The sequence below is a fragment of the Catellatospora sp. IY07-71 genome, assembly GCF_018326265.1.
Classification (GTDB): domain Bacteria; phylum Actinomycetota; class Actinomycetes; order Mycobacteriales; family Micromonosporaceae; genus Catellatospora.
On the sequence record NZ_AP023360.1, the window covers coordinates 2,146,050 to 2,165,345 of the forward strand.

Consider the following 19,296-nt stretch of genomic DNA (forward strand, 5'->3'; position numbering starts at 1 on the left):
CGTCTGTTGCCGACACGCCGGGGTCCGTTACCTTTTGGCGCACGCGTATGAAAGTTTTCTTCATCGGCAGGGACGGGAGCGGCAATGACGCACGATGCTGCGGACCCGCCGTATCTGCAGGTCAACGACCTACGGGTGCGGTTCAGCACCGCGGACGGCGAGGTCCGCGCGGTGGACGGGGTGAGCTTCGGCCTCGGCAGAGGGCGAACGCTCGGCATCGTCGGCGAATCCGGCTCGGGCAAGAGCGTCACCAGTCTAGCGGTGATGGGCCTGCACGATCCGACCCGGACCACGATCACCGGTGACATCACGCTCGGCGGCCGGCAGCTGGTGGGGATGCCCGACGACCGGATGCAGAAGCTGCGCGGCCGCGACGTGGCGATGATCTTCCAGGACCCGCTGTCCGCCCTGCATCCCTTCTACACGGTGGGCCGCCAGCTCGTGGAGGCATACCGCACGCACCACCCCGGGGAGTCCAAGGCGCAGGCCCGCAAGCGCGCCGTCGACATGCTCGGCCGGGTCGGCATCCCGCAGCCCGACCGGCGGTTCAGCCAGTACCCGCACGAGTTCTCCGGCGGCATGCGGCAGCGCGTCATGATCGCGATGGCGTTGATGAACGACCCGGCGCTGCTCATCGCCGACGAGCCGACCACCGCCCTGGACGTGACGGTGCAGGCGCAGATCCTCGACCTGCTCGCCGACCTGCAGCGCGAGTTCCACTCCGCGGTCATCCTGATCACGCACGACCTGGGCGTGGTGAGCCAGGTCGCCGACGAGGTGCTGGTCATGTACGGCGGCCGCGCCGTCGAGCACGGCACCGTGGCGCAGGTGATGCGCGGCCCGCAGCACCCGTACACCTGGGGCCTGCTGGCCAGCATCCCGAGCCTGCACGGCGATCCCGACGTCGACCTCAAGCCGATCAAGGGCAACCCGCCGAGCCTGATCAACGTGCCGGCCGGCTGCGCTTTCCACCCGCGCTGCGCGTACGCGATGAAGCCCGAGCCCTGCGCGGCGGACGTGCCGCAGCTGCTGCCGGTGCTGGCCGACGGCCACCGCGTCGCCTGCCACCTGCCCGAGGACCGCCGGACCTCGATCTACACCGAGGAGATCGCGCACGTGGGGGTGGCACAGTGACGGAACCTCTGCTCAAGGTGCGCGGGCTGACCAAGCACTTCGCCGTGCGCCAGGGAGCGGCCGGCGGCAAGGCGCTGGTGCGCGCCGTCGACGGTCTCGACCTGGACGTGCGCCCGGGCGAGACGCTCGGCCTGGTCGGCGAGTCCGGCTGCGGCAAGACCACCACCGGCCGGATGCTGGTCCGGTTGCTGGACCCGACGGCCGGCTCGATCGAGTTCGAGGGCCGCGACATCACCCGGCTGGGCCGCTCGGCGATGCGCCCGCTGCGTCAGGACCTGCAGATCATCTTCCAGGACCCGTACTCGTCGCTGAACCCGCGGCACACGGTGGGCAAGATCGTGGCGATGCCGCTGGAGGTCAACGGCATCAAGCCGCCCGGCGGGATCAAGGCCCGGGTGCAGGAGCTGCTGGAGCTGGTCGGGCTCAACCCCGAGCACTACAACCGCTTCCCGCACGAGTTCTCCGGCGGCCAGCGCCAGCGCATCGGCATCGCCCGCGCGCTCGCGCTGCGCCCGAAGCTGATCGTCGCCGACGAGCCGGTGTCCGCGCTGGACGTGTCGATCCAGGCGCAGGTCGTCAACCTGCTGCGCGACCTGCAGCGGGAGCTGGACCTGGCGTTCGTGTTCATCGCGCACGACCTGGCCGTGGTGCGCCACTTCAGCCGCCGGGTCGCGGTGATGTACCTGGGGAAGGTCGTCGAGGTCGGCGACCGCGCCGACATCTACGAGCGGCCGCGGCACCCGTACACCAAGGCCCTGCTCTCGGCGGTGCCGGACGTGGCCGCGTTCGGCGAGCCCCGGCAGCGGATCCGGCTCACCGGCGACGTGCCGACCCCGCTCAACCCGCCGTCGGGCTGCCGCTTCCGCACCCGCTGCTGGAAGGCGCAGGACGTCTGCGCGACCGAGGAGCCCACCCTGATCGCCCGCGACGGCAGCGCCCAGGCGGTGGCCTGCCACTTCCCGGAGCCTGCGGAGGCGAGCAGCAGGCTCAGCCCCGAGGAGGTGGCGTCGGTGCCCATCCCGGCGCAGGCCGCGGCGCATGTTTCGGAGGTGACCGAGTGAGTCTGTCGCAGATCGAGACCGACCCGGCGGGCGTGGACGCCACGGCGGTGCCGGTCGCGCCGGAGCGCGGCATGGTCGGGCGCTCGCCCGGCCGGCTGGCCTGGGAGCGGCTGCGCCGCAACCGCACCGCGATGGTCAGCGGCTGGATCATGCTGTTCCTGGTGGTGCTGGGCGTGTCCGCGCCGCTGGTCGAGCTGCTCTACGGCATCGGGCCGTACGAGCAGTTCCAGGACAAGATCGCCAACAACAGCCTGCCGCTGGGCTACCTCGGCGGCATCTCCGGCGAGCACTGGTTCGGCCTGGAGCCGCGGCTGGGCCGCGACGTCTTCATCCGCCTGGTGTACGGCCTGCGTACCTCGCTGCTGATCGCGACCTCGGCCGCCGTGCTGACCACGGCGATGGGCATCGTGCTCGGCATCGTCGCGGGCTACCTGGGCGGCTGGATCGACGCGGTGATCAGCTGGGTCATCGACTTCGCACTGGCGCTGCCGTTCCTCGTCTTCGCGCTGGCCGTGATGCCGACGGTGACCGCGCGCTTCTACGGCCCACGGGACGACATCGACGTGCCGTTCCGGATCGTGGTGATGATCCTGCTGTTCGCCCTCTTCGGCTGGACGGGCACGGCCCGGCTGGTCCGCGGGCAGGTGGTCTCGCTGCGCGAGCGCGAGTTCGTCGAGGCGGCGCGGGCCAGCGGCGCGGGGCTGGGGCACATCCTGTTCCGGCAGCTGCTGCCGAACCTGTGGGCGCCGATCCTGGTCACCTTCTCGCTGGCGGTGCCGGGCTACATCACCGGCGAGGCGGCGCTGTCCTTCCTGGGCATCGGCATCGTCGACCCCACCCCCGACTTCGGCGTGATGATCAGCAAGAGCCTGGAGTTCATCGACGGCGATCCCATGTATCTGATCCTCTCCGGCACGGTGATCTTCCTGCTGGTGCTCACCTTCAACCTTTTCGGGGACGGCCTGCGCGACGCGCTCGACCCCAAGTCTTCGCGGTAGGAGGCGGGGCATGCTGCGTTTCCTGATCAAACGGATGCTGCTCGGCGCGCTGACCCTGTTCGCCGTCAGCCTGGTCGCGTTCGGCATGTTCTTCATGCTGCCCCGCGACGCGGTCGCGACCATGTGCGAGAAGAACTGCAACGCCGAACGGCTCGACCGGATGCGCGACGAGCTGGGCCTCAACGACCCGCTGCTCGACCAGTACACCGGCTACATGAAGGGCATCTTCGTGGGCCGCGACCTGGGCAGCGCGCAGGGCGGGCGGTGCGACGCGCCGTGCCTGGGCTACTCGTACACCAACGGCGAGGAGGTCACCGACATCTTCGCCCGGGTCATCCCGGTGACGCTGAGCATCGTCATCCCGGCCGCGATCCTGTGGCTGGGGCTCGGCATCGGGCTGGGCATGCTGTCGGCGCTGAAACGCGGCACCGTCTTCGACCGGCTGGCCATCGGCTTCTCGCTGGTCGGCGCCTCGATGCAGCTCTACTTCGTGGGCGGCATCCTGCTGATCGTGTTCGTGTACACGCTGAAGATCCTGCCGCCGCCGCGCTACGTGTCGCTGTGGGAGAGCCCGCTGGACTGGGCCGCCGGCCTGGTGCTGGCGTGGGTGGCCCTGGCCTTCCTGTTCTCCGCCGTCTACGCGCGGCTGTCCCGCGCGCAGATGCTGGAGACGCTGGCCGAGGACTACGTGCGCACCGCGCGGGCCAAGGGCCTGACCAAGTCGAGGGCGTACGGGCGGCACGCGCTGCGCGCGGCGATCACGCCGATCGTGACCATCGCCGGGCTCGACGTCGGCGGCGCGCTGGGCGGCACGGTGATCACCGAGACCACCTTCGGCATCCAGGGCCTGGGCCGCACCGCCGTGGAGGCGGTCCGGCTGGGCGACCTCTCGACGATCATGGCGACCGTGCTCATCTCCGCGGTCTTCATCGTCGTCGCCAACATCGTGGTCGATCTGCTCTACGCGGTCATCGACCCGCGGGTGCGGCTGAGTTAGCGGCCAACCTGTGATCGACGGGGTATGGCGAAATCCGTCGATCATTGCTACATAATTTGTAGGTTTCCTTCACATCTGGCACGAGTGACTGGAGTGGATATGAGAACGAGAGCGGCACTGGCCGCCGGCGGCGCGCTTGCGCTCGTCGTGGGCCTGAGCGCCTGCACGGAGAACACCGGCGGCAGCTCGGGTGTCGACCCCAACCGGCAGTCCAGCGGGGTCATCGCCACCGACCCCAAGGACTCGCTCGGCCCGGCGCCGGAGGTCCCGGGGGCCGTCAAGGGCGGCACCCTCACCATCCTGCGCGAGACGAAGATCTCGCACCTGGACCCGCAGCGCATCTACAACTTCGTGGGCCTCAACACCGCTCCGCTCTTCGCCCGCTTCCTGACCACCTGGAAGGACGACGGCAAGGGCAAGGTCACCCTGGTCGGCGACCTGGCCGAGACCCCCGGCGTGAACGTCAACAACGACTGCAAGGTCTGGGAATTCAAGATCAAGAGTGGGGTGAAGTTCGAGGACGGCAGCCCGATCACCTCCAAGGAGATCGCGTACGGCATCGCCCGCTCGTTCAACCCCGACCTCGCCGGCGGCCCCACCTACATCCAGGAGTGGCTCGCCGACACCGCGGCGTTCGACACCAAGTGGGACTTCAAGGCCAACAAGACGTCGCTGCCGCCGGGCCTGACCACGCCGGACGACAAGACGCTGCGCTTCGAGTTCGCCAAGCCGCACTGCGACCTGCCGTTCGCCGCGTCGCTGCCGTCGACCGCGCCGCTGCCGCCGGCCAAGGACACCGGTGTCGACCTGGACGGCGCGCCGTTCTCGTCCGGGCCGTACAAGCTGACCAAGAACACCGCCGGTGTCGAGCTGGTCTTCGAGAAGAACGAGCACTGGGACCCGGCCACCGACCCGGTGCGCCACCAGTACCCGGACAAGTTCGTCTGGCAGTTCGGCCCGGACGCCACCGCGCAGACCGACCGGATCATCGCCGACGGTGCCGACGCCGCGACGCTGGGCTGGAACGGCGTGGCCACCTCCCGGGTGGCGAAGGTGTCCGGTGACAGCGCGCTCAAGGGCCGCACGCTGCTGGAGCCGACGCCGAGCGCGAACCGGCTCACCATCAACACCCAGCGGGTCACCGACCTGGCCGTGCGCCAGGCGCTCAACTACGCGATCGACCGCGAGGGCCTGATCAAGGCGCTGGGCGGCGACTACGTCGCGTCCCCGATGACCACCCTGATGCCGCCGTCGACCCTGGGCTTCAAGTCGTTCGACGTGTACCCGGCGGGCAAGAACGGCGACGTCGAGAAGGCCAAGGCGACGCTGGCTGGCAAGACCCCGGAGCTGGTGCTGGTCATCAGTGACGGCTCGGGCGACCAGGAGATCGGCACCCAGCTGAAGAACAACCTGGAGAAGGCCGGCTTCAAGATCACGGTCCGCACCACCCCCTCGGACAGCAAGCTGGACGAGACCAAGAAGAAGGACAACGACTGGGACCTGTACCTGGACTCCTGGGCGGCGGACTGGCCGAGCGGCGCGGCGATCCTGCCGGTGCTCTTCGACGGCCGCAGCATCAAGCCGGAGGGCAACACCAACACGTCCTACATCAACAACGACGCGATCAACGCGGAGTTCGACCGCGTGCTGGCGCTCGACCCGGCCAAGCAGGCCGAGGAGTGGGCGAAGATCGACGAGCGGATCATGAAGGAGCTCGCCCCGGCGGTGCCCCTCTACGCCGACGTCGCCTTCTACATCCACGGCACCAAGGTGGGCGGTCTCTACATCGACAGCATCTTCGGCTACCCCGCCTTCACCCGCGCGTTCGTCAAGCAGTGAGGTGACCCCCTCACCCGGCGATCTTGCACGGACGGTGGGTACGACACGCCCCAAAAGGGCATAACGGCAACACTTCACGCAAGATCGCCAGAGCCGGGCTCCCGCGGAAACTTCCGAGGGGCCCGGCTCCTTCGTTACGGCCGTACCGTGACCTGCTGACCGTGGGTGCAGTTTCCCCGAAACTGCGGGGCCGGCGGGGTGGGCGGTGTCCGTCCCGGAGTCAGGACGGGATGGTGGTGGGGGCGGTTTCCTGGATGACGACGGTGGGTGGGAGGTCGTCCAGGGTGTGGCGGGCGTAGATCTCGCTGTCCAGCTCGCGCGGGCCCAGGTAGCGCTCGGCCAGCGGGGGCGGGAGCGCCGACCAGTCCCAGGGCTCCACCGCGACCGCCGCGCGCACCGTGTCCGGGCGGCGGGCCGCCAGCATCGCGGCCAGCCAGCCGCCGAAGCCGCTGCCGTACGCCGTGACGCGGGTGAGGTCCAGGTCCGAGTGCTTGTCGGCGATGATCCGCAGCGCCTCGGCGTGATCGGCGACGGCCAGGTCCGCGACCCGGCGGTGGGTCACCTTCTCGAAGCTCGGCGACACCCCGATCGTGCCCCGCCCGTCCACCAGCACCACCGCGAACCCGGCCTCGGCCCAGTGCCGGGCCTGCGTGAACGCCTCGTGATCGTTGCGCACCTGCTGCGCGGTGGGCGTGTCCGGCAGGCACAGCAGCACCGGCAGCCGCCGGCCGAAGACGTGTCCCGGCGGGTACAGCACGGCCGTCGGCAGCCGCCGGTCGGTGACCCGGTCCAGGGTCGGGCGGTTCGTGGTCGCGGGCACCGGGCGGCGCGGGGTCAGCTCGGTGACCATGTTGCCGGCGTGCCACACGGTGAGCTGCACGCCTTCGTCGTCCAGGCTGCGGAACCCGGTCACCACCGTGTCCCCGCCGCAGGCGGCGCTGTGCCAGCCCGGGGCACTGGTGAGCCGGTGCACCACCATGCCGCCGCTGGTGCTGCTGCGTACGCGGAACAGGTGCTGCTCGGCGGGCTCGCCCTCGCTCGCCTCGATGAGCAGGTCGCCCAGCTCGCCACCGGCCGAGCCGGGGCCGAGGCGGCCCACGACGCGCCGGACGTACAGGTTGGGCGGGGTGAGCAGGGTGCCGTCGGCGAACAGGCAGCGCGCGTCGTACCCGTCGTGGGAGATCTCGCCGCCGACCAGCACCCGGCCGTCGGCGAGGTGGCGCGGCGTACCGGCGATGGGGTTGACCCAGCGCGGGTCGGCCAGCTCGGCGTGCACCTGGGTCTCCCCGGTGCGCCGGTCGACCGCCAGCACCAGGCCGTGCCCCTGCGAGCGGCGCAGCGCGGTGATCAGGGGGCCGCCGTCGGCCCAGCGCACCGCGCCGAGGTACGGGTAGATCTCGCGGTCCCAGTGCACGTCGACCCAGCCGCCGTCGAGGTCGAGCAGGTGCAGTGACACCTGGTCGCCGCTGCGCCGGGTGGCCAGCACGCTCTCCCCGTCGGGGGACCACCACCAGCCCGAACCCCGGCCGAAGTACGCGGCGTAGGGGTCGGTCTCGCCCCAGCGGACCCCGTCCGGCTCCCCGGCCAGCAGGTCGTCGCCGTCGGCGGACACCACCCGCAGCGTGCCCTCGTACAGGTACGCGATGCGCCGCCCGGTCGGATCGGGCCGCGCCGCGCGCACCGGGCCGGGCGTGGTCAGGGCGGTGACGCCGTCGGTGTCGGCCCGGAACAGGCGGCCGGCCGAGGTCCAGGTCACCACGGTGCCCGTGCGGTCCAGGGCGAAGTCGTCCACGTCCTCGGCCACGGTCCGGGACCGGTGGCCGAGCGGCTCGTCGATGTCGAGTACGCGATCGTGCAGGTGCCCCACCCGAAGGCCGTCAGCACTGACGGCGATGCGGTGGCCAGGCCCCGGCCCGTCAGGCTGCTGCGCCTCCATGGCCGCGATGCTATCGACGCGGGAGGTCGGCGCGTGGCGGTTTGCCTGATGCGGGCTAGAGTGACCGGGTGGCTCGCAGCATTATGTTCGTGCACGCGCATCCCGACGACGAGTCGATCGGCACCGGCGCGACCATGGCCCACTACGCCGCGACGGGCGCGCACGTCACCCTGGTGACCTGCACCCTGGGCGAGGAGGGCGAGATCCACGTGCCGGACCTGGCCCAGCTGGAGGCGGCGCAGGCCGACCAGCTCGGCGGCTACCGGCTCACCGAGCTGCGGCAGGCGCTGGCGGCGCTCGGCCCGATCGACCACCGGATGCTCGGCGGCGCGGGCCGCTACCGCGACTCGGGCATGATGGGCACCCCGGCCAACGAGCACAAGCGCGCGTTCTGGGGCGCGGACCTCGACGAGGCCGCCGACCACCTGCTCAAGATCATGGACGAGGTGCGCCCGCAGGTCGTCGTCACGTACGACCCGAACGGCTTCTACGGCCACCCGGACCACATCCAGGCGCACCGGGTCGCCATGCGCGCGTCGGAGCTGGCCGCCGAGCGCGGCTTCGGCCCCGCCAAGATCTACTGGACCGCGATGCCGCTGAGCGTGCTCAAGGCGGGCGTCGAGGCGCTGCGCGACTCGACGGACAACCCGTTCGCGGCGGTCACCGACGTGTCCGAGTTCCCGTTCGGCACGCCGGACGACGAGGTCGCCGCCTGCATCGACGGCTCCGACTTCCACGACGCCAAGGTCGCGGCGCTGAGGGCACACGCCACCCAGATCCCGGACACGTCCTGGCTCTACTCCATCGCCGGCAACTTCGGCCAGGAGTTCATGGGCGTCGAGCACTACACGCTCGCGGTGGGCGAGCGCGGGCGCGGCGACGGCCCGTACGGCTGGGAGACGGATCTGTTCGCCGGACTGCCGGAGTGAAGCTGCTGGATCTCGCATTGCGCGGGATCGGGGCGCTGCTCGCGGTCTTCCTCGGGGGCATGACCGCGCTGCTGGAGGCCGTGTACACGCCGTACCGGATCGGCGGCTGGCCCGCGCTGTGGCTGCCGCCGCTGGCGTTCGGCGTCAGCCTGCTGCTGGGCTGGTTCGCGCGCACCGTGACCGGCACGGTCTGGGGCTGGTGGCTGGCCGCGGTGCCGTGGTTCCTGGTGATGGTGTTCGCGGTGGGCGGCACCCAGGAGGGCGACCAGATCGCCGCGACCTGGCTCGGCCTGCTGGTGCTGGCGGCCGGCGGCATCGGCTTCGTCGGCCCCGCCGCCTACCGGGCGGGCCGCGCGACGACCGCGCCCGCCGCCCGGCGGCCGGCCGTGCAGCCGCTGGGCGACGGGGCGCACCGCTAGCGGCTCAGCGCGTCGAGCCGCTCGGCCGCGTTCTGGTATGCCGTCGCGGGAACCCGTTCGGTGCTGGTGAACGGCCGCTCGATCTGGTGGATGGTGAACAGCAGCAACGTGATCATCCCGGCCACCGCGCTGGTCATCGCGAGCTGCGTTCCGATGTGGTCGAACCGGAAGAACAGGATCGGCATCCCCGCCAGCAGCGCCCCGAACAGCAGCGCGAACCAGGTCACCTCGCCGATCCGCTTGTCCGCCAGGGCGAGCCGGTCCTCCCGGGCCTGCATCACGGCGTGCACCGCCGCCCCCGCCGACTCACCCTCGTCAGTGGACACCGGCAGCTGCGCGGACACCGTACGCAGCTCGTTGAGCATGGTCCAGCCCTGGTCGCCGACGGGCCGTCCGTCGCGCAGCCGCGGCAGCTCCCGGTCGATGATCTCCTGAAGATAGGCGCGCGAGACGGTCTGGACGCGCGCCCGCACCTCCGGCGGCCCGGCGTCGGCTGCCCACGCCACCGACTGCACCGCCTGCGCCTCGCGGTATGTGGCGTCGCGCGCGTCGTTGCCGATCTGCCACACGTCGATGAACACGAACGCGGCGACGACGGCGTACAGCGTGCCGGTCATCGAGAAGACCACGCTGAGCACGTCGTGGGTGTCGGCACGGCGGTCCGGCGGCCAGGAGCGGCGGATCAGCGCGACCGCGAGCGCGGCGAGACCGCAGACCCCGAGAAACCACAACAAGCCGCTCGCGTACGCGCGCATCGCGCCTCCCGGAAGTCCAGTCTGCCCAAACGTGACGTTTGGGGCTATACAGGATGCTATGCGTGCGACGTCCAGATATCGACCCCTCGTTGCCGGGCTGCTCCTGGCCGCCGCAGTCGCCGTCCCGCCCGCGGTGGTCTGGCACGCCCGGCCCGTCGCCCACGCCGCCGTCGCCGCGGCGGGCGTCGTGCTGCAGGTGCGGTCGGTCGTGCCGAACGCGCCGTCTGCCCTGGTCACGCTCGATCCCGACACCGGCGCGGTGCTCCACCACCGCTGGCTCGAGCACACCGTCAACGCCATCGGGTACGACGCGGCGCAGGGCCTGCTCTACGGGGTGGCCACCCGGCTGCGGTTGGCACCGTTGAGCGGGGGCGGGCATCTGGTCGCGGTCAGTCCTGCGGGTGACGTCGTCGACCACGGGCCGGTGCTCGGCGGGTTCGCCGCCACCGCCTACGCGGGCGCCGTCGCGGGGGGAGAGCTGCTGCTGCGCGCCGGCAACCGGCTGCTCGGGGTGGACGTGCGACCCACGTCGCCGACGTTCCGGCACGTGGTACGGCAGGTGCGCCTGTCGGCGCCGGTGGACGTGGGGGACTGGGACTACGACCCGGTCCGGCAGGTGCTCGTCGGCGTCGACGGCACGGGTGGCTCCGTGCGCCTGGTCGAAGTCGATCCCGGCAGCGGGCAGGTGTCCACGCGGGCGCTGAGCGGGGCGCGGCGCGGCGGCTCGTACGGTTCCGCTGCGCTGGCCGGGGACGTCCTGTACACGGTGAACGACGGCATGGACCGGCCACTGCGGGCGTACCGCGTCATGGTCGGCACCGGCGTCGCGACCGAGCTGTCGGTGTCTCAGCCGGTGCACGCGACCGACGCCGCCTGGGTTCAGGCACCGCCCCCGAGCCCACCGCCCTCGCCGAGCCCGAGCCCTTCGCCCAGTCCCTCGCCCAGCCTGTCGCCCTCGCCCAGCCCCAGTCCGTCGCCGAGCCCGAGTCCTTCCCCTTCGCCGAGCCCCAGTCCTTCGGCCGGCCCCGGCCCTTTGCCGAGCCCGTCAGCACCGCCCAGCCCGAGCCCTTCGCCGAGTCCGAGCCCTTCGCCGGTGTTGCCGCCGCTGGTGGTGCCGGTGTTGCCGCCGCCTCCGGCGCCGGAGCCACCCAGCCCCTCCCCGGAGCCGGAGCCGTCGCCGGAGCCGCCCGCGCCGCAGCCGAGCGCGGCCCGGCGACCGGCGGTCTATCTGCCGGAACCGGTATACGACGACTACGACCCCGTGACGACGGGCCGCAACACGGTCGTGATCTTCATCCTGGGTCTGTCCGGGGCGCGCCTGCTGCTGGCGGCCCGCCGCCGTCGCCGCTGAGCCTGCGGGGCGATCGCCACAGCGGATGTGCACCGTCGCCCGCCGGGGCACACCACCTCCGCGCGCTACATCCCACAAGTTGTAGGTACAACACAGAAGTTGTGGAGCGCGGAGGGCACAGTCGGCTCGGATCGTTCGACGGGCAGCACCGTGGCTGGATCAGGCGGTGGCGGCGGCCTCGATCTGCGCGAGGTCCTCGGGCAGCAGTCCGGCCGCGCGGGCGCCCGCGAGGGTGAGCGCGAGCTGGCGGTCCAGCGCCTCGATGGTGCGTACCCGGTCGGGCGTCAGCGCACCGTGGTAGCCGGAGCGGCAGCCGTCGGCCAGCATGCGCAGCGTGCGCACCAGCGGAACGACCACGGCGACGTGCGCGGCGGCGTAGTGGCGTAGCTGGTTGAAGGCGTGGCCGACGTACTCGGCGTGGTCGAGGTCGCAGGGGGTGAGCAGGATCCGGCCCTCGGGGTCGCGCACGGACTGGGCGGGGCAGTCGGCCAGCAGCAGCGGGCGCATGACCGAGCCGATGCGCAGGATGACCTCGACGGCGGTGGTCGGGTCGTTGACCGCGGCCGACAGGGCGCGCAGCCCGATGTCGTTGAGCTGCCGGAGGCCGAAGTCGATGTCCTGCTGCATGGTGCGGGCCGGGCCCACGATGACGGCCTCGGCGATCAGCCGGGCGGTGACCGCCGGGTCGGGCGGCGGGGGCCAGATGGTCACCAGCGAGGTGCCCGCGGTGAGGTACGCGCCGACGCGGGTCTCCAGGCGCAGCACGGTGCCGGGCGGCGTGGCGGCGGCGACGGCGCGCCGGCTGAGCTGCTGCACCCAGCCGTCGGCGACCGCCGTGACCACCAGCGGGCGGCCGAGCGCGGTCAGGTCCGGTGGCTCGACCGGGTCGCCGACCTTGACGCCGATGTGCGGGCCGTAGGGCAGCTCGCGGATCAGGGCGTGGGTCTCCCGGGCCACCCGCTGCACGATCCGCCCGACGTACTGCTGGCGGCTGATGCGGTCCAGGTAGACCACGATCGCGATGACCGACAGCAGGGTGAGCAGCAGCGCCAGGCCGACGGTGAGCGGCGGGGCGTGGTCGGCGCCGGTGTCGATGCGCGACAGCGCCACGACGCAGAACGCGAACGTGCTCAGCAGCAGGCCGACCAGCACCTGCCCGTGGCGGTCACGCCAGAAGCCGCGCAGCACCCGGGGTGAGAACTGGCCGCTGGCCAGCTGGAGCGACACCACGAGCAGGGAGAAGACCACGCCCGCGGTGGTGATCATCGCACCGGCGATGGTGCCGAGCAGGGTCACCGCGATGTCAGGTGTGAAAGTGATCACCTTGCTGGGGTTGGTCATGAACCGCTCGTCGATCTCGCCGAGCGCGTAGCTCAGCCCGATCGACAGCACCAGCATCACCATCGGCAGGAAGAGCAGGCTCTCCGCCATGCGGTCCCGCAGGGCGCGCGAGCGCAGGCGGCGCAGGTGCGGGGCCACCTCGTGCTCGAGCTCGGCCGACCCGGCGTCGTGCGCGGAATCGCTCATTTCGGTCATAAGCCGCCATTTTCTCGAATGTGGGTGAGCTTCGTGTATCGCGCTACCCTTGGTCGCCGTACGTCTCCCACCAATGATGATGAGGTGCCGTCTTGTCCGTCGCCCCCGTTCCCCACCGACGCTGGCTGATAGCGGGTCTGGCTTCCGTCCTCGTGCTCACCGTGTCCGGCGCGTTCGCCGGCAACGCGTTCGGCGCCGACGTGCCGCGCGGCGCCGAGGTGCTCGGCATCGCCATCGGCGGCAGCCGGGCCGGCGCGCAGGACGCGCTGCGTACCGGCCTGGCCGCCAAGGCCGACCAGCTCAGTGCGCCGGTCACCGTGCGCGTGGGCTCGCAGACCGCGAGCGTGCAGCCGCAGGACGTCGGCCTCAACATCGACGTGGACAAGACCGTGGACGCGGCCATGGCGCGCGCCCGCAACCCGATCGCGACGGTGTTCGGCGGCGGCGCGGTGCCGCCTGTCGTCACCCTGGACGAGGCACGCCTGGCCACGGCGCTCGCGCCCGCCGTGCAGAAGGCGGCCGCCGCGATGACCCTGCCGGGTGTCACGTTCGACGGCACCACCCCGAAGCCCGTGTACCCCAAGGCGGGTCAGGCGCTGGACAGCGCCGGCGCGGCCGCGGCGGTCCGCGACGGCTGGCTGCGCGAGAGCGAGATCGAGGTGCCGCTCAAGGACAAGGCCCCGGCGGGCACGCAGGCCGACGTGGATCGGATGATCGCCGAGGTCGCCCGCCCGGCGACGGCCGCTCCGGTCACCGTGACCACGCCGCGCGGCAACCTGACCGTGTCGCCGAAGACGGTCGCGGCCAGCCTGGTGATCAGCTCGGATGCGCAGGGCAGGCTGTCCGCCCGGGTCGACGCGGCCAAGCTGCGTAAGGCGATGGGCGCGGAGCTGGCCAAGGTGGAGACCCAGCCGCGCAACGCCAGCATCGGCGGCGGCGACGGCACCACCGCGACCGTGGTCGCCTCCACCGGCGGCACCCTGGTCGACACCGCGAAGCTGGCGAACGACCTGCTGCCGGTGCTCAAGCAGACCGGCGTCCGGACCGTGCCCGCCGTGATCAAGGACGTGCAGCCGGCCACCACCACCGGCGAGCTGGCCGAGCTGGGCATCAAGGAGCAGATCTCCAGCTTCACGACGTACTTCACCGGCGGGCTGGAGAGCCCGCGGAGCAAGAACATCGTGCAGATCGCCAAGGAGGTCGACGGCGCCATCGTGCGGCCCGGCGAGACGTTCTCGCTGAACGGGCACACCGGCCCGCGCGGCTACGCCGAGGGTTACCACGACGCCCCGATCATCATGGACGGCAAGCTGATCCCGGGTGTCGGCGGCGGCGCGTCGCAGTTCACCACCACGATCTTCAACGCCTCGTACTACGCCGGCATGAAGGACGTCGAGCACAAGCCGCACTCGTACTACTTCTCGCGGTACCCGGCGGTCATCGAGTCCACGATCATGTACCCGTCGCTGGACCTGAAGTTCACCAACACCAGCCCGTACGGCGTGCTCATCGACACCTCGTACACCAATAAGTCAGTGACCGTGAGCATGTGGTCCACGAAGGTCTACGACAGCATCACGACCCAGTACGACCCGAAGCGCGACATCGTCGAGCCGGCAAAAACAGTGCTGGAGGACGGCCCCACCTGCATTGCTACTAACGGTAGTCAAGGGTTTACTCAGGACGCCTGGCGCATCTTCCGCAAGGACGGTAGAGAGATCAAGCGAGAGAAGTTCACCTGGCGGTATGACGCTGAGCCACAGTTCGTGTGCGAGGCGAAGACGCCGCCCCAGACTGCCAAGCCCTGAGGAGGGGTCCGATGAAGGAGCGCTGGCTGCCGGTCGGCGTGATCGCCGGTGTGCTGTTCGTGATCAACGTGGTCGCCAGGTGGGTGGCCAAGGGGATCGACGACGCGGACAAGCAGTCCGTGGCCGGGATGATCGCGCTGGGTGTGATCGGTCTCGTCTTCCTCGCGATGGCGGCCTACTGGGGGCGTACCCGGCCGATCTCGCGGGTGGTCGCCGACCTGGCCGCCGCGGGCGGCATGGCCTGCCTGCTGAGCATCTTCGTCGGACCGCTGCTGGCCGGTGAGAGCCCGTTCGCCAACGGCGCGGGCGCGTTCTTCGCCCAGATCTGGGTCTACGCCGCGGTCTTCGCCGTCGGCACCGGCCTGGGCCTGGCCGGCCTGGTCGCGTTCACCGCCGACTACCGCTCCAAGCAGCTCAAGTCCTACGCCGAACGCGCCAAGGCCAACCCCCGCCGCGTGTAAAGGCAAGGAAGGGCACCTTCTTAACGCTTTGCGTTGTAGAAGGTGCCCTTCTTGACGTCCGCTGACGGCACGGGTTAAGAAGGTGCCCTTCCTCTACGGAAAACGATAAGAAGGTGCCCTTCCTTTCAGCGGAGCTGGTAGCGGGTGTAGTGGTGGTGGCGGGTGAAGCCGAGGTCGGCGTAGAGGGCCAGGGCGGCGGTGTTGCGCGACTCGACCTGGAGGAACGCGTCGGTGGCGCCGCGCTCGGCGGCCCAGCGGGCGAGCACGCCCATGGCCTCGCGGGCCAGGCCCCGGCGGCGAGCTGCGGGTGACGTCTCCACGCCGAACACGCCCAGCCAGCGCCCCTCCCCGGTGATCGAGCCGCGGGCGCGGGCGAGCAGCGTGCCGTCGGAGTCGAAGCGCTGCGCGAAGACCAGGCCCGGCACGGCGGTCAGCACGTGCAGCGCGGCCTCCGGCAGCTGCCCCCACGTCCCCGCGATCATGGCCAGGAACTCCGGCGACGGCGCGTCGTTCAGGGTGAACCCGGCCCCGTCGGGTGTCGCGGCGATCAGCTCGGGCAGCGGGCAGACCTGCACCTCGACCGTGCACTCGGCGTGCCAGCCGTCCTTGAGCAGCTCCCGCTCGACCCCCGCGGCCAGCGGCAGCGGCACGTCGACCTGCGGCGGCAGGCCCTGGCGCCGGTAGAAGGCGATCACCGCGGCCAGCGCCTCCGGCAGCGGCAGGCCGGGGTCGCCGACGGGCAGCGCCGAGTTGGCCCGGCCGGTGTAGCCGCCCGCGGCGCGCAGCCGCCAGGTGCCCAGCATCTCGACCACCGGCGGCGGCCACGCGTCGGCGGCGGCCAGCTCCAGGGCCGCCGTCTCGCGGGCGGTGGGGCCGCGCCGGGCGGGCACCACCTTGGCCCGGTGCACCTCGGCCAGCGGTACGACGACCAGCCCGTGGGACGTGGCGACGGTCAGTGAGGTGTCCCCGAGCGCGGTGAGTTCGCCCAGTACATCGGTGAACAACACCCGGTCGCCGTGGGTTCCGGCGCGCCGGCGTACCACCACGCGGGACCCGAGATCGTTCTTAGCCAACACTGACTACCTACCTCCTCGCCCCGGATATTAGGCTTGCCGTTGGCCGCGTAACGCGGCGGAACGTGTTTGCTCATGTTCCGGGAGTGCGTGGAAGGACGACCCGTGACCTACATCATCGCCGAACCGTGCGTCGATGTGCTCGACAAGGCCTGCATCGAGGAGTGCCCTGTCGACTGCATCTACGAGGGCAACCGGATGCTCTACATCCACCCGGACGAGTGCGTTGACTGCGGCGCGTGCGAGCCGGTGTGCCCGGTCGAGGCGATCTTCTACGAGGACGACGTGCCGGAGCAGTGGCGCGACTACACGACCGCCAACTACGAGTTCTTCAACGAGCTCGGTTCGCCCGGCGGCGCCTCGAAGATCGGGAAGATCACCGCGGACGCGCCGTTCGTCGCCGCCCAGCCGGCGAAGGAAGGCGACCACTGAGCGCTCAGGCTCCCGGCTCCGGCCGGCGGAGGATCTCCGCCGGCCTGCCGGACTTCCCCTGGGACCTGCTCGAGCCGTCCAAGCGGCGCGCCGCGGCGCACCCGGACGGCATCGTGGACCTGTCCATCGGCACACCGGTCGACCCGGTGCCCGCGGTCGTGCGCAAGGCGCTGGCCGAGGCGTCGGACTGGCCGGGCTATCCGCTGACGGCGGGCACCGCCGAGCTCCGGCAGGAGATCACCGCCTGGACGGCGCGGAACTGCGCCGCCCCGGCCGGGTTCGGGGTGCTGCCCACCATCGGCTCCAAGGAGCTGGTCGCCTGGCTGCCGTCGCTGCTCGGCGTCGGCCCCGGCGACACGGTGGTCATCCCCGAGGTGTGCTACCCGACGTACGAGGTGGGCGTCCGGCTCGCCGGTGCCACCGTGGTCCGCGCGGACAGCCCGCCCGAGGGCGTCCGGCCCGCGCTGATCTGGATCAACTCGCCGGGCAATCCGACCGGCCGGGTGGCCGCCGAGGCCGAGCTGCGCGGCTGGATCGCGTACGCCCGCGCCACCGGCGCCGTGCTGGTCAGCGACGAGTGTTACCTGACCCTGCCGTGGACGGCGCAGCCGCTGTCCGTGCTGTCGGTATGTGACGGAGACCTCACCGGCCTGCTCGCCGTGCACTCGCTGTCGAAGCGGTCCAACCTGGCCGGCTACCGCGCCGGGTTCGTCGCGGGCGATCCGGAGCTGGTCGGCGAGCTGCTGGCGGTGCGCAAGCACGCCGGCATGATCGTGCCCGGCCCGGTGCAGGCCGCGATGATCGCCGCCCTGGCCGACGAGTCCCACGTGGACGAGCAGCGCGCCCGGTACGCCGCGCGCCGCGAGCTGCTGTCCGGGGCGCTGCGGGCGGCCGGGTTCACCATCGACCACTCGCAGGCAGGGCTCTACCTGTGGTCCACGCGCGGCGAGGACTGCTGGCAGACCGTCGACGCGCTCGCCGAGCTGGGCGTGCTGGTCGCACCGGGTGCGATCTACGGACCGGGGGGCGCGCAGCACGTGCGCGTCGCGCTCACCGCCACGGACGAGCGCGTACGCACCGCCGTCACCCGTCTCACCGCCGCCTGAGCCGCTCATCGCCCGTCGTGCTGCTCCGGCGGCACGGCGGGAGCGCTGCGCGCCAAGCGGTCAGGACATCGTGATCGGCACCTGCACCGCCCAGTAGATCTGTTGCTCAGGGCCGGTGAAGATGAGGGCTACCAGCAGATCGGACCGCTTGAGGCGGGACGGATCGGCGACGGTGCCGTGGAAGAGGATCGGGCCGGGTGCACCGGGCCGGCCGTCCACCGACAGCACGTCGCCGTGGCCGAGGACATGCGCCGAGGGCCTGCTGCGTACTGCCGACAGCCACGGGTAGCGGTCGGGCAGCCGGTCCAGGAAACCGTTCCAGCCCGCGCCGTTCTCGGCCCAGATCTGCACCGCGGTGTCGGTCCGAGTGTCGATGACGACCACGTAGTACCAGCTGTCACGCGGCGCGCCGGAGGGTGCGGTCACCTCGACCCGGCCGAGGAACGGCTGCTGTCCGGCGATCACCGCGCCGTTGGCCCAGGGCACCCCGAATGCGGCGGCTTCGGCCGCGAACGTCTCGGCCGTGGCCAGGCGCAGGTGCGCGGTGGCGACGACATCGGTGGGCCCGTAGGGCGGCCGGTCGCGCAGCACGCCCGCCCCGATCCAGAGCACGGAGGCGACCACCAGCCCCGCGCCGATGACGGCGGGTATCCGCGCCCGGCCGCCGGACGCGGCCGCCGACCAGACCGCATAGGCCAGGACGAAGCTGCCGACGAGCCACGCCACGCTGGTGCCCCGTACGGCGGTGAGCGTCACCGCCTCCAGCCCTTCGTACAGGTGAGGCAGCGGCCGCACCAGGCATTGCGACGACACCAGGAGGCCGACGGAGGCGACCGACGCGGCGGCGTGCAGCCGGGTGGCACGGTCCACGTCCAGCGGCGCGCCGGGCAGGACCTCCCGCCGCGCGAGGTGTCGCAGGACGAGCGCGACCAGCCCCGCCGCGAGCACCGCGAGGACGCCCCAGCGGGCGGCGCTCGCCGCGCCGGCCGTCTCGGGCATCGCCACCAGGTACAGCGGCGTGACCGCCACCGCGAGCCCGGTGAGGCAGGCGGGCACGGCCGGCAGCCAGCGCGGCAGCAGGCCGGGTTCGGCTGGAAACTGCCGGGCGGGCCGGCCCAGCGCGAACTCGGCCACCGCCCCGCCGACCAGCCAGCCGGCCAGCATGGCGGTGACGTCGACGTCGATCCGGCCCTCCTGCAGGTGCCACAGCAGCCAGAGCGCGCCCCCGGCGAGCGCGCCCCGGGCCTGGTGCCGCCGGGTGGTCGCCAGGTAGCCGGCGACGGCCGCCGCCCCCTCCGGGGTCAGCGCCAGCCGGTGCCGCTGCGCGAAGCGCTCGGCGCATGGCGCCGGGCTCCGGTTGGCGGTGACGGCGACCAGCACGATGACGCCGGTGATGAACAGGAGCAGCAGCAGAACGGATGGCACGCGCACCTCCCCGTACGTGTGCGCAGACTGTAACCG

The 19,296-nt window shown here is 71.7% G+C and carries 17 protein-coding genes; 12 read left to right on the top strand and 5 right to left on the bottom strand.

Annotated features, from left to right (window positions below; translation table 11 throughout):
• Window positions 1–84 precede the first annotated feature (84 nt).
• From CS0771_RS09805 to CS0771_RS09825, 5 genes are all read left to right on the top strand, one after another.
• Window positions 85–1,134, top strand: a complete 1,050-nt coding sequence (locus CS0771_RS09805; RefSeq protein WP_212840700.1) for an ABC transporter ATP-binding protein — start codon at window positions 85–87, stop codon at window positions 1,132–1,134.
• Window positions 1,131–2,195: an ABC transporter ATP-binding protein gene (locus CS0771_RS09810; protein ID WP_212840701.1), complete on the top strand. Its 1,065-nt coding sequence runs from the start codon at window positions 1,131–1,133 to the stop codon at window positions 2,193–2,195. The genes CS0771_RS09805 and CS0771_RS09810 overlap by 4 nt, the downstream gene beginning before the upstream one ends.
• Entirely contained in the window at window positions 2,192–3,193 is a 1,002-nt protein-coding gene (locus tag CS0771_RS09815; protein ID WP_244870712.1) for an ABC transporter permease, read from the top strand. Before CS0771_RS09810 ends, CS0771_RS09815 begins: the two co-directional genes overlap by 4 nt.
• A 10-nt stretch (window positions 3,194–3,203) precedes the next feature.
• On the top strand, window positions 3,204–4,190 hold the full coding sequence (locus CS0771_RS09820) for an ABC transporter permease (RefSeq protein ID WP_212840702.1): 987 nt from the start codon (window positions 3,204–3,206) through the stop codon (window positions 4,188–4,190).
• 99 nt (window positions 4,191–4,289) lie between these two features.
• A complete protein-coding gene (locus CS0771_RS09825; RefSeq protein WP_212840703.1) occupies window positions 4,290–6,029 on the top strand; it encodes an ABC transporter substrate-binding protein in 1,740 nt (579 codons plus the stop codon).
• A 220-nt stretch (window positions 6,030–6,249) separates the two neighbouring features.
• On the opposite strand, the gene CS0771_RS09830 is transcribed toward CS0771_RS09825, so the two are convergent.
• Window positions 6,250–7,965 carry a prolyl oligopeptidase family serine peptidase gene (locus CS0771_RS09830; RefSeq protein WP_212840704.1) on the bottom strand — a complete coding sequence of 572 codons (1,716 nt, stop codon included), beginning with the start codon at window positions 7,963–7,965 and terminating at the stop codon, window positions 6,250–6,252.
• Between the two features lie 83 nt (window positions 7,966–8,048).
• Between CS0771_RS09830 and mshB the strand changes: the two genes are divergently transcribed.
• Window positions 8,049–8,894: an N-acetyl-1-D-myo-inositol-2-amino-2-deoxy-alpha-D-glucopyranoside deacetylase gene (gene mshB / locus CS0771_RS09835; RefSeq protein WP_212845742.1), complete on the top strand. Its 846-nt coding sequence runs from the start codon at window positions 8,049–8,051 to the stop codon at window positions 8,892–8,894.
• Entirely contained in the window at window positions 8,891–9,313 is a 423-nt protein-coding gene (locus CS0771_RS09840) for a hypothetical protein (RefSeq protein WP_212840705.1), read from the top strand. Before mshB ends, CS0771_RS09840 begins: the two co-directional genes overlap by 4 nt.
• Here the strand turns inward: CS0771_RS09840 and CS0771_RS09845 are convergent.
• On the bottom strand, window positions 9,310–10,068 hold the full coding sequence (locus tag CS0771_RS09845; RefSeq protein ID WP_212840706.1) for a hypothetical protein: 759 nt from the start codon (window positions 10,066–10,068) through the stop codon (window positions 9,310–9,312). The two genes, CS0771_RS09840 and CS0771_RS09845, sit on opposite strands and share 4 nt — an antisense overlap.
• Before the next feature lie 58 nt (window positions 10,069–10,126).
• Between CS0771_RS09845 and CS0771_RS09850 the strand changes: the two genes are divergently transcribed.
• Window positions 10,127–11,419 carry a hypothetical protein gene (locus CS0771_RS09850; protein ID WP_212840707.1) on the top strand — a complete coding sequence of 431 codons (1,293 nt, stop codon included), beginning with the start codon at window positions 10,127–10,129 and terminating at the stop codon, window positions 11,417–11,419.
• 159 nt (window positions 11,420–11,578) lie between these two features.
• Here CS0771_RS09850 and CS0771_RS09855 read toward each other — a convergent pair whose 3' ends face one another.
• Entirely contained in the window at window positions 11,579–12,946 is a 1,368-nt protein-coding gene (locus CS0771_RS09855) for a DUF2254 domain-containing protein (RefSeq protein ID WP_212840708.1), read from the bottom strand.
• 161 nt (window positions 12,947–13,107) lie between these two features.
• Here CS0771_RS09855 and CS0771_RS09860 point away from each other — a divergent pair, with 161 nt between their 5' ends.
• The gene (locus tag CS0771_RS09860) at window positions 13,108–14,763 is read left to right on the top strand and encodes a VanW family protein (RefSeq protein ID WP_244870713.1); all 1,656 of its coding nucleotides are present in this window, start codon (window positions 13,108–13,110) and stop codon (window positions 14,761–14,763) included.
• A gap of 11 nt (window positions 14,764–14,774) precedes the next feature.
• Window positions 14,775–15,224: a hypothetical protein gene (locus CS0771_RS09865; RefSeq protein ID WP_212840709.1), complete on the top strand. Its 450-nt coding sequence runs from the start codon at window positions 14,775–14,777 to the stop codon at window positions 15,222–15,224.
• A gap of 125 nt (window positions 15,225–15,349) precedes the next feature.
• Here the strand turns inward: CS0771_RS09865 and CS0771_RS09870 are convergent, their stop codons facing one another.
• Window positions 15,350–16,300 (bottom strand): GNAT family N-acetyltransferase, encoded by a 951-nt coding sequence (locus tag CS0771_RS09870; RefSeq protein WP_212840710.1) that lies wholly within the window; start codon window positions 16,298–16,300, stop codon window positions 15,350–15,352.
• A gap of 102 nt (window positions 16,301–16,402) precedes the next feature.
• On the opposite strand from CS0771_RS09870, the gene fdxA reads away from it, so the two are divergent.
• Window positions 16,403–16,729, top strand: coding sequence for a ferredoxin (gene fdxA, locus CS0771_RS09875; RefSeq protein WP_239125510.1), 327 nt, complete (start codon window positions 16,403–16,405; stop codon window positions 16,727–16,729).
• Between the two features lie 32 nt (window positions 16,730–16,761).
• Window positions 16,762–17,835 carry a succinyldiaminopimelate transaminase gene (gene dapC / locus CS0771_RS09880; protein ID WP_244871333.1) on the top strand — a complete coding sequence of 358 codons (1,074 nt, stop codon included), beginning with the start codon at window positions 16,762–16,764 and terminating at the stop codon, window positions 17,833–17,835.
• Window positions 17,836–17,895: 60 nt separating this feature from the next.
• On the opposite strand, the gene CS0771_RS09885 is transcribed toward dapC, so the two are convergent.
• Complete coding sequence (locus CS0771_RS09885; RefSeq protein ID WP_212840712.1) at window positions 17,896–19,260, bottom strand: hypothetical protein; 1,365 nt, start codon at window positions 19,258–19,260, stop codon at window positions 17,896–17,898.
• Between the last annotated feature and the right edge of the window lie 36 nt (window positions 19,261–19,296).

Excerpts from the sequence above, each read along its gene's own strand:
- CS0771_RS09805 (WP_212840700.1), top strand. The coding sequence starts at position 85 with ATGACGCACGATGCTGCGGACCCGCCGTATCTGCAGGTCAACGACCTA.
- CS0771_RS09830 (WP_212840704.1), bottom strand. The coding sequence starts at position 7,965 with ATGGAGGCGCAGCAGCCTGACGGGCCGGGGCCTGGCCACCGCATCGCC.
- CS0771_RS09850 (WP_212840707.1), top strand. The coding sequence starts at position 10,127 with ATGCGTGCGACGTCCAGATATCGACCCCTCGTTGCCGGGCTGCTCCTG.
- CS0771_RS09820 (WP_212840702.1), top strand. The coding sequence starts at position 3,204 with ATGCTGCGTTTCCTGATCAAACGGATGCTGCTCGGCGCGCTGACCCTG.
- mshB (WP_212845742.1), top strand. The coding sequence starts at position 8,049 with ATGTTCGTGCACGCGCATCCCGACGACGAGTCGATCGGCACCGGCGCG.
- CS0771_RS09865 (WP_212840709.1), top strand. The coding sequence starts at position 14,775 with ATGAAGGAGCGCTGGCTGCCGGTCGGCGTGATCGCCGGTGTGCTGTTC.
- CS0771_RS09825 (WP_212840703.1), top strand. The coding sequence starts at position 4,290 with ATGAGAACGAGAGCGGCACTGGCCGCCGGCGGCGCGCTTGCGCTCGTC.
- CS0771_RS09845 (WP_212840706.1), bottom strand. The coding sequence starts at position 10,068 with ATGCGCGCGTACGCGAGCGGCTTGTTGTGGTTTCTCGGGGTCTGCGGT.
- CS0771_RS09855 (WP_212840708.1), bottom strand. The coding sequence starts at position 12,946 with ATGAGCGATTCCGCGCACGACGCCGGGTCGGCCGAGCTCGAGCACGAG.